This is a genomic window from Syntrophomonas curvata (assembly GCF_052976825.1).
The window spans coordinates 1,056,872-1,071,157 of sequence record NZ_CM129641.1 but is presented as its reverse complement, the minus strand read 5'-3'; the positions used below and the strand labels follow the sequence as shown (position 1 = coordinate 1,071,157).

Below are 14,286 nucleotides of genomic sequence, written 5' to 3'. Positions count from 1 at the left end.
ATCATTTCTGTGAACATTAGTAACTTAATTGCTGGCATTCTCTTGAATTAATTTTATTAGTGATGCAACTGCGGTTACAGAAACCAAACACATGGAGGCATCTCTTTTAGTTGCCATTCGATCATGTGTAAGGTGATTCGCCATATCAACTGCTGACTTCGCAAATCTACGAGTCCTTTCATTAGACGCTCCTGATAGTTCATAATTTAAAAACGCATCAAGCATCCGTTTTGCGTCAGTTTCACTTGGTTCAACTCCGTCTTCCGTTTTGTGAATTAACTTATCAAAAACCTGCTGTGCTACAGTAATTATCGTTTCTCTACCAAGCATACCAATTGCCTGAAATTGTTCTTCAGTTGTCGCCGTAGCTAATCGTTTTTTCATTTCATACACGGCTCTATCGACTCTATCCCATCCTGTTGGTTCATACTCTGTTGTAATAGAATCCTCAGTAGACTTAGTTATAATGTCTATCAGCGGCTGATACAAATTGGGAATAAATGATCTTCTGGATGCATAAGTGCTCAAATCTGACTGACTCCATCTACCATACCAGTCCCATAGACTTTTATATGGGTTCGGATTATCAACACCAAGTGTTTCCAGCCACTGATCTAGAAGCACATAGTTTTTCTTATACTCGTTATCAACGGTTTTGATTTGCGGCCCACCTGTTGAAACAGCTATCATAAGATTTTTTAATTCTTCTATTTTATCAAGAACATCTTTTTTAGTCGCTATGCCCACCAATTCACTCCAGTTTAAATATTCCCTGCATATAGGCACTATCCGAACTTCGCCCAACTGTTCGTAATTTGAACGGACAAATAATTCGGCAGCCTCTCTAATTTCGTTAGTGAATATTTCAAGCAACGGTCGAAATTGTAAATAATCATCAATTTCCAGTTCATAGATAAGTGCATATATGTAAGTTCCGCCGTTCCAATTGTCATATGCTATTTCTTCGGAAGATGGGTATGATGCCTTCAAAAGTCTGGAAATATCCCATTTGTGTTGTGAATCAAAGTACTTAATCAAACTGGAGGTTATCTTTTTTATTTCATTCTGGTTTTCAAGCATAAAGCATCCCCCCTTATTCCACTGTAACTTGTCCGTTCATGAGCATGGGCAATAGCCAGTCACGGAGTTTCGTGAGTTCATGATTCTCTATACTACATTGCAGAATTTTTTTATGTATCGGTTTAACGATTTTCTGAAACTGAATTAACGTACTAGTGTTAGGTAGAACAATAAGGCTTTGTGAAAGATGATCTGTTGTGATGTGGCCCATAGTTGTTTTGCGGGCTTCCGCCATTTTTATAAATCTAATTACATACGATGATAGCTGGTGATAAACGTATTCTTTTGAGTACGGGCTTTTGGGTATGATCTTAAAAATATGTTGATTCAATCCACCAATACCATCAGTCCAATACATCACTTCAAGTGTCGCTGACCAAGAAAACAAAATATCTCCATTATTTATTTTATTTTTATCTGGTATATTCGCCGAGACAGTTTCGGTATCTTTAGATATTCCTTCACGCATTTCTTTGATTTTTATTACGGGAAGTGAATCTTCTCCCTCTTTAGGGCGGTATTTTTGACAAGCCAATCCGTTTATAAAATCAGCTATGTCGTATAAATTGCCTTGTTTCCATCCCTTAGGTATTTCTCTATTCAATTGCTCATTCCATACCATTTCTCCGCCGGAAGAGCGGTAAGGTTTCCCTTCGGCATTAGGAAAATCAAATTGCACAAACCAGTAATCATAGATGGTTTTCGCCAGGGCTTCCAGTTCGGCAATAATACGGTTGTTGAGTTGGATTTTATTGTCAATAGCCGTAAGAACAGAAACGACTTTGTTCTGTATACTTAATTCAGGCATAGGAATTAATATTTCTTCAAAGGTGCTTTTATTCAAAATAGGAGTTCGCGTTACTGAAGCAATTTGAAATAAATACTCTTTTTTCATTGATAACCAATAATAAACATAATATGGATTGTATTTTGCTTTAAAGTTTGTAATAGAATTAATTTGCTGGTTAGTAGCACAAGTATCAACACACAAGGCAACATTACCCATATCCCAACCAATGCACCCAACCAAAACACTAATACCGCTAATTGTATTATTCTTTATGCTGGCAAGTCCTTTTTCACTTAATCCCTTTTCTGAATGTCTAATAATATATCCGCTATGAAGTTCATTTGGAGTAACAAACATATAATCTGTTCCGTAGTAATCTCGAATGGCTGTCTCAGGGGTTTTTCCAGTAATAACATCCCCCATTTCTTTAATAGGTGTTTCAACAAAAATTTGATCACTCATAGTTCAACCGACCTAACTGTTTTTTAATCTCAGCTTCCAATTCTCGCCCTTCAGCAAATAGGCTTTCTAGCCTTCTTGTAAAGCCAGCTATTTTTTCAGCAAATTCTTCCTGAGTCAGCTCCACATATTCAATTTTTACATCGAAATATTGCCCGGCGCTAAAAGACAGCTTCTTTTCTTCAATATCCTTGTAATCCACCACTACACAGAAGTCATCCACTGGTTGGGCGGAGTTGAAAGTGTCGATAATCGAGCTTATTTCTTCTGGACTCAGAACAGTCTTTTGATTCTTGCCATCCTCTTTGACTTTTGTGCCCATTTTGGAGGCATCCATAAGAACAACCTTACCTTCTTTATTCTCGCGGTCGATAAAAAGAATGGATACATTGGTACCTGTGGTTGCGAAGATATTGGAAGGCATCGAAATTACGCCACGCAGCATTCTTTCTTTCACAAGGTGTTCACGTATTTTCTTCTGAATTCCTGAGCCTGCGGTTAAAAAGCCGGTCGGCACAACAATTGCCGCCTTGCCCTTCTTTTCATCCAATGAATAGATGATATGTTGTAAAAACATCAGATAAATTGCCATACCGCTTTTATCCTTGTTGGGAATGTTCGGTACCCCTGCAAAGAAGCGTTTCTGATGCTTTTCACCGGCCAGCGTATCCCGACTTTCGGAAAAGTCCATATTGAAAGGTGGATTACTAACTATATAGTCAAATGTTGCAAGCCCATCTTTTTTATCATTTAGATGCCTTGGATTTAGCAATGTGTCATCATGCACCACGTTAGGTAGGGAATGGACAAGATTATTTAATATCAGGTTCAGCCGGAGAAACTCATTAGACTTCTGTGATATGTCCTGTGTGAATATGGTACAGTTGCTTTCTCCGATTTCATGAGCCAGAGCCAGCACCAGTGTGCCGGAACCCGCTGCCGGGTCATATACTGATACGTTTTGTACCTTGTTAGGCACTAATATTTTAGCTATGATACTGGCGATGGCATGAGGTGTGTAATATTCGGCATACTTACCGAAATCTTTATTGTAGTCCTTAATGAGGTACTCAAAAATGGTTGCAAAGAAATCGTACTTCTGGGCAAACACTTGATCAAAGCTGCAGTTTGCCAATTTGTCTATGATAGCCCGGCAAAAGTTAGCCTTCTTTTCCTGTTCGATAACATACTGTGAAAGTGCGTCGAACAGGCGAATTTTGGACTGACTGCCCGTTTGTACGGAAAATATATCTATATTAAAATTAGCGATGTCAATGAGCGTATCATCGAATAGTCTGTGAAAATCTGGGTGGTTTTTACGGTTGAATAGGTAAGAGATGTAATGCTCCTTTTTCAGCTTAGCCGTTGCCCCACCAAAATCCATCAGCATTAGTTCATAGTCATCTTCGGACATTGCGGTCATAGATGCTTCTATTTCGGCGGATGTCATCCGGGAAAAGCGAGGAACAGCCTGCCTTGCCTCATATATAAATTTGTCGTTGAGAAACTTATAGAGAAAAACCTCGGTAATGATTTTATACTCGCTGCTGGCATTACCAAGCCCAAAGTTGGTGCAAATTGCCTTTAAATCATCAATCATGTTTTTGGTTTGCAATGCTATATCCGAAATCTGCATTAGTTGGCCCAATTCCTTTCACTGAAATATTCATTGGAAATGCAGGCGCCTACATATTTAACCTGCGAAGCATTGAATGATATTCCGCTGTCACTTAGCTCCTGTTTTATCAGTGGATACATATCCTGTAGGAAATACGGCTCGTTATTCAGAAGCCGCTCATTGGCCAGCACACGTTTGTCGATGTGATGCTTGAGCGACAACAATACTTTATGTAAGACCGGATCGGAAGCAAGCGGCGGCGGAGTTTCCTTGAGTCGTTTATGTGTTCTCATAAATTTAGGATCGTTTTCGTATTTCATCGTAAGCATCTGATCGGCAAGGTTGCGTTGCTCTGCGGCCTTGCGGATATGGTCGAGTTCGTCTATATAAGCGTTCATTTCTTCACCGGTCAGTTCCTCAATGTTCTTTTTGCTCAGCAAGCGTTGCAACTCCTCTAGCAAGGTTATGTATTCTGGGTCTTTAGGGTCGAGGTTGCGCTGCATTTCTATACGGGCGCGTTCCAGGCTTTCCCTGAACTTATCGGCTATAACCAGTTCGCTCTCTGAAACTTTTTTAAACTGAAAATCAATCTCGTCCAAAGCCAGATTTAATATAGCACTCATATCCTCTGCATTTTGGAGGTTTTGTTTGAGGTTAATCATATTGATGCGGTTATTAACCTCATTGTAAAGGGCAGTGATATTATCCAGTTCAAACTTATCGGACAGTTCATCATAACCGAAGAGTTTGGCGATATTAAACAGTTCTTTGTAAAGTTCCAGAGCATGGCGAAGTTCTATTAACGCTTCCTTATCATCGAAGGCAGATATTTGCTTAGAAAACATCTCTGCATTGGAAGTATCAAAAAGAAACAGTTTGTCTGCGATGGTCTTCAAGTCGGCTTCTATCTCTTCCGGAGTTTTGAAAATGTTGTCATATTGCTTAAACTCGTCGCCTAGCTCTGCTTGCAGCTCATCAAAATAGGCCTTGTTGGTCTTATCAAATTCAGCGCGTATGTCTGCAAAATCCACCACGTATCCGTAACGGAATTTCTGATAGGGCCGATTGACACGGGTAAGCGCCTGCAACAGGGAATGCTCTTTTATGACGCGCCCAAGATACAACTTCTTTAATCGCGGTGCGTCAAACCCTGTTAGAAGCATATTATAAACGACGAGAAAATCAAGCTTTCCTTTTTTAAAGTCATTCCGATACTGTTTGCGCGTTTCTGTGTCGTCCTCGTCATGGAGAATGAGCGCGGAAGTAAACGAGTAATGCTTCATCTCTGAAAAAACCGCTCGTGCCTGTTCAGAGGAATCGCACACAATCATGCCGCCGATGGTGTAATCATTCATTGCGACCCTGCTCTTGGCAAAGTCTGCAGTGATGTATTCCACAAGGGCCGAGACGTATTTCGGATGAGCATACAGTTCTTTTTTCGGAATCGAGCCTTTGACTGTTTCAATTTCATCCAAGGCGGTCTGCAGTCTCTTCCGATAAGTGGTTGCGATTCCCTCACGTATTAGTTTCAAGGTATAGCCATCTGATATTGAGCGGTTGTAGTAATACTTATGGATGTATGCGCCAAAGACATCCTTGGAATTATATCCGTCCCCAATCAAGGGAGTACCGGTCAGGGCAACCATAACAGCATTGCGATCAGAGGATATTAGGTTGGACAGGAATGAACCTGTCGGCTTATAGCTGCGGTGTGCTTCATCAAGGAAATATATCCTTTGAACATTCACATTGTAATCCGCTGCTCTGGCTACAGATTCCTCTGAAAACTTCTGGATATTTACCACCGTAATTGTATCCTGGCCTGTATTGTTTACGGTTCCGGTTGTTCTAATATTAGCTACAAAATCCTCCTTGGAGTTGACTTCTTCTACAAACAGACCACGAGAACGAAATTCATCCGCCGCTTGTGTTAACAAGTCCAACCGGTCAACGACAAAATAGAACTTAGCAATAATGCCCTGACGCTGGTAATAGTCCTTCAAATAGCGGACATTATAGTAAACTAGTGCGGTTTTTCCGCTGCCCTGCGTATGCCAGATGATTCCATTCTTTATTCCGGAATTTAGCTTGTGTTCAATCGCTTTGGTTGCAAAAAATTGGGGATAGCGCATCAAATGCTTTTCTAAGGTGGTTATCCTTTGATCATCGGTCTTTTCTACATAGGCAATAGCGTACTTCAGCAACATCATGATACGCTCGTGTGAAAACATGGACGTAATCATCCGGTTAGTCGGGGACAAAGGTGAAAGATTGGTCGCGTATTCTGGTGTATGCTTGATGGACACTAGGTTGGTGTCTCTTAGGATAGCGGCTTCTTTGTCCTCGTTTATTGGCTCTATTCTGCCAAAAATCATATCATCCTCTTCGCGGAAATGGCTAAAGAACAGCTTTTTGTAACTGCTGGCGGCATAAAAAGCACCTTCTAACGGCACAACCTCATTATCGTCATATTCGCTATTATTGGAAAAGACCATAAGCTGGGTGATGTTTACAAACCGCTTAAACTTCTTATTGCTGAATCGCTTATTAATTCGGGCATATTCGGCTTGAATGCCATCTTTGTTATTTGGCTTCTTTACCTCAATAAAAGCCAGGGGCATACCGTTTATTAGCACAGTAATATCTGGACGGAATTCGTCATTGTCATTTTTATATGTTAGTTCTGTGACAATCTGAAAAGTGTTGTCTGAGCCATTAGCTGTTTCAAAATCCACCAGTTTCAGCCCGTTGTATCCGGTTAACAGCATGGTGTAGAAAGCCCTGCCCAGGTCATCTGAAGACAGTACCATTTTGATTTCCTGGATGATTCTATGTATATCTGAGGCGGAAAGGTTGGTTCTGTTTATCCTGTTTACGGCCTCACGGAAGATATCTACAAAAATGTTGGTATCTGCGTCAATGGTACCGCTGTAGTTCTTAAGGGATATATAGTCATACCCAAGCCTTGTAAAATGAACCAGAGCAGGTATTTTTACACGTGAATTCTCGTTATACGTCTTACTCAATGGCTCTCGCCCCCCTTCGTCCAGCTTTAGTAGCAGTGGTTGCATCCGGCACAAACTCTAAAATATCATCGACACCACAGCCGAGAACGCTACAAATTTTTTCAATGCTGTCGAGAGAGACGGACTTGTCCCTTTTAAGACGTGTGATAATATTCGCACTGAATCCCGCTTTTTCAGCTAGTTCAGCATTGGTCATTTTCTTATCGATTAATAATTTAAACAACCTATTATAGCAGACGCCCATTCCGGTAACCTCCCGCAGCAACTGTTCTACCAAATATTGTATCACGATAGTGTGAATAATTAAACGATATAATGAGTACAGCTTCAATAATACACACAAAAAGCAACAGATCTAATTTCCGGCAATAGCCGTTTCGTTTAGAACTGTTGCTTATCGTGTCATAAATTCAAACACCAAATAAACACCAAGTACTAGAGATAAGGTCAATAAAGTCCCGTAATATCAAGCATTATGCGTCAATATCAACTTTCTCACCGAGGTCAATCAAGGCATAGCTGCAGCTGGAACCATGGCGAGGGAGGGACGCGCTTCCGGGGTTAATCATCCAAATCCCGTCCATCCGCTCACAGACGGGAACATGGGTATGACCAAACAGCACCACATTTGCTCCCACTTCCTGCCCCCGATAAAACAATGAGTTAAGGCTTCGTTTGGCTCCATACTGGTGGCCGTGAATCAGGTAGAAGCTTCGCCCTGCATAGGTGACCAGTTGCTCTTGCCTGCCCTTCGGGCCAAAATCGCAATTCCCTGTCACCCCGGTCCAATCGATATTTAAGCGGCGGGCCAGTTTTAATCCGTCATTATAAAAATCACCGGTAAAAAACAGGTGATCGGGCTTAAGCATCTGCATGGTTCGGGTCAGTTTTTCGGTTCTGCCGTGGGTGTCCCCGGCAACTGCAATTCTCAATATATCCGCTCCCCTTATATGTCATGCGCTATCACGGGCAGTTAATCAAAAAAACCGTCCCCCTGGTTCATCCATCTGCTCCAATAGAACTCTGGCCTTAACCAGAGCTTGGCCTCGGTGGCTGATCTTATTTTTCTCTGCGCTGGAAAGTTCGGCAAAGGTTCGGGTATAGCCCTTCGGGATAAAAAGGGGGTCATAGCCGAATCCTCCCGCTCCCCGTCCCTCATAACCTATCTGCCCTTCGCATTTGCCTTCGACCGTATAGATATTGCCCTCCAGGTCACTGATGGCAATAACGCAGACAAAACGAGCACGGCGTTTATTACCCTCCAACCGGCTCATCATCTGCAGCAGTTTTTGATTGTTTTTAAGGTCGTCAGCTTCTTCCCCGGCGAAACGGGCAGAATAAACACCCGGCTGTCCCCCCAGGGCATCCACTACCAGGCCGGAATCGTCGGCCAGGCTGACATAGCCGGTATATATTGCCGTAAGCCGCGCCTTCTTACTGGCATTGGCCATAAAAGTATCCCCATCCTCCTCAACTACCGGCATATCCCTGATATCATCCAGGCTGAGGATTTCAATATCCAGACCCCGCAGCATTTGCTGCAGCTCTTTCATTTTATGCCGGTTGCGGCTGGCCAATAACAGCTTCTTCACCATTATATTAGCCCCTCGATTATAGATTTCTGCAGGGTGATCAGTTCCTGTATCCCCTTCCGGGCCAGGGTCAGCAGTACATCAAGGTCCTGACGGCTGAACACACTTTTTTCCCCGGTACCCTGTATCTCCACAAATTCGCCGCTTCCCGTCATAATCACGTTCATATCCACATCGGCATTGGAATCCTCGACATATTCCAGATCCAATACCGGAGTCCCTTCCACTATACCGACACTGATGGCGGCAACATAGTCCTTCAGAGGTATGCTCTCAATCACTCCCCGGTCTTTAAGCTTCTTCAAAGCCAAACCAAGAGCGACAAAGCTTCCGGTAACTGATGCCGTCCTGGTACCTCCATCGGCTTGAATTACGTCGCAGTCAATCCATACGGTTCTCTCCCCCAGTTTCTCCATATCTACCACTGCCCGGAGGGACCTGCCGATAAGTCTTTGAATCTCCGAAGTCCGGCCGCTGATTTTACCTTTGGCAGCTTCACGGGGGCTTCTGGTTTCGGTTGAGGCCGGGAGCAGCGAATATTCTGCGGTTACCCAGCCATTGCCGCTGTTTTTCAGAAAGGGCGGTACCCGTTCCTCCACCATGGCCGAACAAAGTACTCTGGTATCCCCGGTTTCAATCAAAACCGAACCGTCGGGGTGTTTTAAGAACCCCGGTATTATCTGAACCGGTCTCATCTGGTCATTTAACCTGTCACCAGGTCTGCTCATTAACCTACACTCCTCTCAGACTATTAAATCTATGTTAATATGTGGTTTGATAAATGTTATTCCCCCTGGAATCGATGGCGACGATGCAGGGAAAATCTCGTACTTCCAAGCGCAACAGAGCTTCGGGGCCCAGTTCCGGATAGGCGATAGCAGTAACCGATTTAATCCGCTTGGCCAGGTATGCCCCGGCTCCACCCACGGTTGCCAGGTAAACCGCCCCATGTTCTTGCATGGCTTGAATAACCTCCGGGCTGCGGCCGCCTTTGCCAATCATGGCTTTAAGGCCTTTTCCCAGCAAGGCCGGTGTGTAAACATCCATCCTGCCGCTGGTGGTGGGACCGGCAGAGCCGATAATCCTTCCCGGAGCGGCGGGACATGGCCCTGTATAGTAAATAATCTGCCCGCTTATATCAAAGGGAAGGTTATCTTTATGCATCAGACTTTCCACCATCAAACGGTGAGCCGCGTCCCTGGCAGCATATACCATACCCTGAACCAGAACCTCATCACCCATATTAAGCTCTATTATATCCTTCCCATTCAAGGGAGCTCGTAAAACTTTCACCTTTTAACCTCCAGGGCTATATCGTAACAACCATCCGACGGGTCGAGTGGCAGCCCAGGCTTACTGCTGCCGGCAGGCTGGCAATATGGGTGGGGTATACCTCGATGTTTACTGCCAGGGCGGTGGTATCCCCTCCCATTCCCTGGGGGCCTATACCCAGGCGGTTTACCTCCTCCAGCATCTCAGCCTCCAGCTCTGCCAGGTCAGAGCGGGGATGGTGCTGATTCACCGGACGCAACAAGGCTTTTTTGGCCAGCAGAGCAGCAGTTTCCATATTGCCCCCTGCTCCTACTCCAACGATTATCGGGGGGCAGGGATTAGCCCCTGCTTCCCGCACCACCTTAATAATAAAATCCTTCACTCCCTCCAGCCCGGCAGCTGGTTTTAGCATAGCCAGCTGCCCCATGTTTTCGCTTCCAGCTCCTTTGGGCAGCAGGGCAATTCTAATCTCTTCCCCGGGAACCAGGCAGGTATGAATAATAGCCGGGGTGTTGTCGCCACTGTTAATACGATTAAAGGGGTCTTTCACCACTGATTTGCGAAAGTAGCCTCGTTCATAGCCAGTCTTTACACCCTGATTTATGGCCTGGCTAAAATCACCTTCGATATAGACTTCCTGTCCCACTTCCACCTCGGCTACTACCATGCCGGTATCCTGACACAGAGCCCAGCCTTCATTGCAAGCCAGCTCGGCATTTTCCAGAATAATCTCCAGAAACCTGCGCGCCCGGGCCGAGCTTTCCTTTTCCAGTGCCGCCTGCAGGGCATAAACGACATCTTCGGGCAGGTGGGTATTGGCCTCGATTAATGCCCTGGCTACGGCATCACTTATTTTTTCCGCTTTAATCCGGCGCACCGGTTACCTCCTTTTTTCATCCAGCACTTCCTCGCCATAAACACAACATCCCAGCGCCCCATTTAAAAGGGGCTCTGCCAGAACCTTCACCTGGCAGCCGGTAGCCGAACCGATTATATCCTGCAAAGCCCGGTTAAGAGCCCCCCCGCCGGAAATGACGATAATATCGCTGGAAAGCTTACGCAGCATGGGGGCAAATCTCTTGAACAACGTGTGGTTGACTCCGGCGCCAATCCTGCTTACCGGATAACCCTCAACTATGCGGGCAATGACTTCCGTCTCGCCAAAAATAGCACAGGTAGAACTCAACTCCACCGGTTCCTGGCTATAGGATGCCAATTCAGTTAGGGTAATCCCCAGCACCGCCGCCATATTTTCCATATAACGCCCGGAACTGGCGGCACAGCGGTCATTGGTCATAAAATCCACTGGTCGCGAGTTCCTGATTTTAATCACCTTGCTATCCTGACCGCCAATATCCAGTAAAGTGAAGTCATTAATCCCGCTCTGAAAAACGGCTCCCTTACTATGGGCTTGAATCTCCGGTATCTGGACAGCCCCCTCCAGTTCCACGGTTATTTTACCGTAGCCGGTTGCCACAACCTCTTCCCGGGGCAGTTGCAGGCGTTTCCAGTCCAGTTGCAGCCGATTATTTATACTTCTGCCGTAACTGCGATAAAATTCTATAGTATCATATACCCTATGCTCGACAGCCTGTCCGTTATTGAACCTTACAATTTTAACATTGCGCGATCCCAGGTCTATGCCTATCATTATTGACATTCGTCCTCTCAAAAAAGATGGATGATTTTAAAGTTTTGACGCTGGATGCAGAAAATGGCAAAGCACAGCGCGGAACAGTTTTTAAATATTCGGTCAATTTAAGAAATCCAGCGTTATCTCAGCATATTGATAAACGCCTCCAGGCGCATGCGGCTGCGGGCATCAACCCGCCCGGGGCGGTCTCCTTCCAGGGTTAAAAAAGGCAAGTCCAGCTTTTCGCGAAAAATCAAATCCTCAATCTGCCGGTAGCAGAAGGTCTGGGTGTAGTGTATAATACCATCGATGTTTCGTTCGGCGATTTGTTCCCGCATGTCTTCGAGGCGGGCAAAAGCCCCATAGGGATAAGTATATCTTACATACTGCTCAATAATGTCAGTGGTTTCGCCAGGCATGGAAAACTGGCGCTGGACTTCATTATAGACCACCCGGGCGCCATAGGATTCCAGTACTGTATAAAGGTCGGTAAATATAGGCGGAACCCCTATATAGGCCAGACGCACTTTATCCTTGAAGGGTTGGCGTTTACCGGCCATATTAATAAACGTCTGCAGCTCGTTTTGATATTGAACCGGATCCTGGTTAAAATCACTGGATGAAACCAGAAAGTAATGATTTTCTCCGCCGCTGACCAGGTTGTCCCGCCAGGTCATAAGATCAAGCTGCCGGCATAAGTTGCGGATTGGCCGCAGGGCATTTCTGGCATCTTCCACCTGTTTTTCATCCACCTGAAAACAGGCCATTAGTTTTCCGATTTGGGCCTTAAGGCTGGCAGGGTCACGGTCAAAGGGATAAGCGAAGGGTATAATATTAACTCCCTTAAGCTGCAGGGTCTCCATCAGAGCCTGGGTATTGCTGCAATCCCCATGCATCACGGCTATTAACGCCTCCAAATCCTCGCTCAGCCCGGCGGCATACAAACCCTTGATCCAGCCGCAGGTGCTGCGCGGGTATCCGGCTTCTTCAGCTATATCCAGCATCGCCTGGGGCCTTTCCGCAGTGATAAATATATTATTAAGATCCAGTGCAGTCTTACCGGCAGCGATAATAAGCTCGACCGGAATACTGGTAGTAAAAGCTATTTTACCCATGTGTGACCACCCTCAATCCAGCTTGACCTTGAGCACTTTCTTGATAGTATCGCCGATAAGCAAACGGCCCACTTTATAGAAGGACTCATCATTGCCGCTAACATAGAATGTTCTTGAAGGGTCGGGGTTATGACCGAACAAATTTTTTTCAGCAAAAATTCCCATTGCCTGTTCCACCGTCTTGCAGGAAGGGTCTATCACCTCTACCCCCTTGCCCACGAAATTTTCTATAAGCCTTGACAGGAAGGGATAATGAGTGCATCCCAGAACCAGGCTGTCAATTCCCTGTCCCAGCAGAGGCTGGAGATATTCGGCGACGGCCTGCATGGTTTCCCCATCCTCCAGTTTCCCACTCTCAACCAGAGGTACGAATTGCGGGCAGGCGGTTTCAAAAACCTGGCAGTCAGGGTTAAGGCGCTGTATTTCACCAGTATAGGCCCGGCTGTTTACCGTGGCTTGAGTAGCTGCAATCCCTATCCTCCTATTCCGGGAGGCCTTAACTGCACAACTGGCAGCAGCTTTAACTACTCCCATCAAGGGAATATCATAATCCTCTGCAATATGCGGAAGAGTTATGGATGAATGGGTACCACAGGCAACTATAATTGCCTTCACCTCATGTTTCAGCAAAAATGCTATTATCTCCCGGGCATAGCGCATAAGTTCCGGCTCGCTTTTGCTGCCATAAGGCAAATGAGCGGTGTCGCCAAAATAGATGAAGCTTTCTTCCGGAAGTTTTTCCATAAGGGATCTAACCACCGTTAATCCCCCTACTCCCGAATCCAGTATTCCTATGGGCCTGTTATCCCCCAACCCAAACACTCCTTTGTCACCTGGCTGGCTCCCCAGCCGGTATAGCCTGTATAAAAAATCAACCTCATAAATAACTTCTTAAATAATTTAACACTTTTAAGCTATATATTCTAGGGAAACAAGGGCAAAACAAGGGGACGTTCCTTTTGTTCCCTCCCTTGTGAGGGAACAAAAGGAACGTCCCCTTGTTTGCCTTAGATGCTGTAGTCAGGTTTAACGGAGCTGGAAACATCCACAAAGCCGGCGATAGTTTCCACATTCTGGCCGTCAATCATAAAGCTGATATTCTTGACTGTGGCAAATTGTCCTAGAGTATTGGCAACGGCATAAACCATCAGCTTTTCCTGCTCGGCACTTCCAGTATGGCGGGCTTCCGAGCTCAAATCCACAATACATAAACCATCAGGCTTAAGATTAATATCCCGCAAACGAGTACCTTCCGGAATTACCGGCAAGTTCTCAGCTTTGGCGGGCCCCTTTACCAGTTCTTTAAGGGTGTTGCGCGCTAAACTTTCAGTTCTGGCGATATTTCTTTCTTCCACAACCAGGCTTTTGCCATCTGCTCCTATAAAGTAAAGCTTTACTTCAATTAAATCCCGACCTGCGGTTTCAGGATTTTTTTGGAGCTTGCTTTGCTCCCCGCTTTCAGCGGAGGGTGGGGTGGAGGATTTTTCCGGAGCCAAGCTGAGTAAATCCTTCCAGTTCTTTATATCCACCCTCTTATCTGCAGATGATGAGCAGCCCCCACTAATCAGGCAGATGGCCAGCAGAATCACCGCCAGAATAATTATAGCCTTTTTACTCATAATGCCAACCTCCCTCTTTTTTCCTTTTAAAAGATACGAGGCTGGTTCCAAAAATATGATAAAAAAGTCCACATATACTGGC

General features: G+C 45.1%; 14 protein-coding genes. All 14 read right to left on the bottom strand.

Annotated elements, in window-relative coordinates; all coding sequences use genetic code 11:
- Positions 1 to 24 precede the first annotated feature (24 nt).
- Entirely contained in the window at positions 25 to 1,080 is a 1,056-nt protein-coding gene (locus tag ACU70B_RS04605) for a hypothetical protein (RefSeq protein WP_447185172.1), read from the bottom strand.
- 13 nt (positions 1,081 to 1,093) lie between these two features.
- The gene (locus ACU70B_RS04600) at positions 1,094 to 2,332 is read right to left on the bottom strand and encodes a restriction endonuclease subunit S (RefSeq protein WP_447185171.1); all 1,239 of its coding nucleotides are present in this window, start codon (positions 2,330 to 2,332) and stop codon (positions 1,094 to 1,096) included.
- Positions 2,325 to 3,965 (bottom strand): HsdM family class I SAM-dependent methyltransferase, encoded by a 1,641-nt coding sequence (locus tag ACU70B_RS04595; protein WP_447185170.1) that lies wholly within the window; start codon positions 3,963 to 3,965, stop codon positions 2,325 to 2,327. Before ACU70B_RS04595 ends, ACU70B_RS04600 begins: the two co-directional genes overlap by 8 nt.
- A complete protein-coding gene (locus ACU70B_RS04590) occupies positions 3,965 to 6,973 on the bottom strand; it encodes a type I restriction endonuclease subunit R (protein WP_447185169.1) in 3,009 nt (1,002 codons plus the stop codon). The genes ACU70B_RS04595 and ACU70B_RS04590 overlap by 1 nt, the downstream gene beginning before the upstream one ends.
- Positions 6,966 to 7,217 (bottom strand): helix-turn-helix domain-containing protein, encoded by a 252-nt coding sequence (locus ACU70B_RS04585; protein WP_447185168.1) that lies wholly within the window; start codon positions 7,215 to 7,217, stop codon positions 6,966 to 6,968. Before ACU70B_RS04585 ends, ACU70B_RS04590 begins: the two co-directional genes overlap by 8 nt.
- A gap of 229 nt (positions 7,218 to 7,446) precedes the next feature.
- Positions 7,447 to 7,905, bottom strand: coding sequence for a metallophosphoesterase family protein (locus ACU70B_RS04580; protein ID WP_447185167.1), 459 nt, complete (start codon positions 7,903 to 7,905; stop codon positions 7,447 to 7,449).
- A 45-nt stretch (positions 7,906 to 7,950) separates the two neighbouring features.
- Positions 7,951 to 8,568: an XTP/dITP diphosphatase gene (locus tag ACU70B_RS04575; RefSeq protein ID WP_447185166.1), complete on the bottom strand. Its 618-nt coding sequence runs from the start codon at positions 8,566 to 8,568 to the stop codon at positions 7,951 to 7,953.
- Entirely contained in the window at positions 8,568 to 9,293 is a 726-nt protein-coding gene (rph, locus tag ACU70B_RS04570) for a ribonuclease PH (protein ID WP_447185165.1), read from the bottom strand. Before rph ends, ACU70B_RS04575 begins: the two co-directional genes overlap by 1 nt.
- A gap of 34 nt (positions 9,294 to 9,327) precedes the next feature.
- Positions 9,328 to 9,858 carry a FumA C-terminus/TtdB family hydratase beta subunit gene (locus tag ACU70B_RS04565; protein WP_447185164.1) on the bottom strand — a complete coding sequence of 177 codons (531 nt, stop codon included), beginning with the start codon at positions 9,856 to 9,858 and terminating at the stop codon, positions 9,328 to 9,330.
- 16 nt (positions 9,859 to 9,874) lie between these two features.
- The gene (locus tag ACU70B_RS04560; protein ID WP_447185163.1) at positions 9,875 to 10,714 is read right to left on the bottom strand and encodes a fumarate hydratase; all 840 of its coding nucleotides are present in this window, start codon (positions 10,712 to 10,714) and stop codon (positions 9,875 to 9,877) included.
- A 3-nt stretch (positions 10,715 to 10,717) separates the two neighbouring features.
- Positions 10,718 to 11,497, bottom strand: coding sequence for an acyl-CoA dehydratase activase (locus ACU70B_RS04555; protein ID WP_447185162.1), 780 nt, complete (start codon positions 11,495 to 11,497; stop codon positions 10,718 to 10,720).
- A 113-nt stretch (positions 11,498 to 11,610) separates the two neighbouring features.
- Positions 11,611 to 12,585, bottom strand: a complete 975-nt coding sequence (locus tag ACU70B_RS04550) for a 2-hydroxyacyl-CoA dehydratase family protein (protein WP_447185161.1) — start codon at positions 12,583 to 12,585, stop codon at positions 11,611 to 11,613.
- Between the two features lie 12 nt (positions 12,586 to 12,597).
- Positions 12,598 to 13,407 (bottom strand): glutamate racemase, encoded by an 810-nt coding sequence (murI, locus tag ACU70B_RS04545; protein WP_447185160.1) that lies wholly within the window; start codon positions 13,405 to 13,407, stop codon positions 12,598 to 12,600.
- A gap of 185 nt (positions 13,408 to 13,592) precedes the next feature.
- Positions 13,593 to 14,204 carry a GerMN domain-containing protein gene (locus ACU70B_RS04540; protein ID WP_447185159.1) on the bottom strand — a complete coding sequence of 204 codons (612 nt, stop codon included), beginning with the start codon at positions 14,202 to 14,204 and terminating at the stop codon, positions 13,593 to 13,595.
- Positions 14,205 to 14,286: the final 82 nt, after the last annotated feature.

Coding starts and splice junctions, on each gene's coding strand:
- ACU70B_RS04555 (WP_447185162.1), bottom strand. CDS start 11,497: ATGTCAATAATGATAGGCATAGACCTGGGATCGCGCAATGTTAAAATT.
- ACU70B_RS04605 (WP_447185172.1), bottom strand. CDS start 1,080: ATGCTTGAAAACCAGAATGAAATAAAAAAGATAACCTCCAGTTTGATT.
- ACU70B_RS04595 (WP_447185170.1), bottom strand. CDS start 3,965: ATGCAGATTTCGGATATAGCATTGCAAACCAAAAACATGATTGATGAT.
- ACU70B_RS04575 (WP_447185166.1), bottom strand. CDS start 8,568: ATGGTGAAGAAGCTGTTATTGGCCAGCCGCAACCGGCATAAAATGAAA.
- ACU70B_RS04550 (WP_447185161.1), bottom strand. CDS start 12,585: ATGGGTAAAATAGCTTTTACTACCAGTATTCCGGTCGAGCTTATTATC.
- ACU70B_RS04540 (WP_447185159.1), bottom strand. CDS start 14,204: ATGAGTAAAAAGGCTATAATTATTCTGGCGGTGATTCTGCTGGCCATC.
- ACU70B_RS04585 (WP_447185168.1), bottom strand. CDS start 7,217: ATGGGCGTCTGCTATAATAGGTTGTTTAAATTATTAATCGATAAGAAA.
- ACU70B_RS04600 (WP_447185171.1), bottom strand. CDS start 2,332: ATGAGTGATCAAATTTTTGTTGAAACACCTATTAAAGAAATGGGGGAT.
- rph (WP_447185165.1), bottom strand. CDS start 9,293: ATGAGCAGACCTGGTGACAGGTTAAATGACCAGATGAGACCGGTTCAG.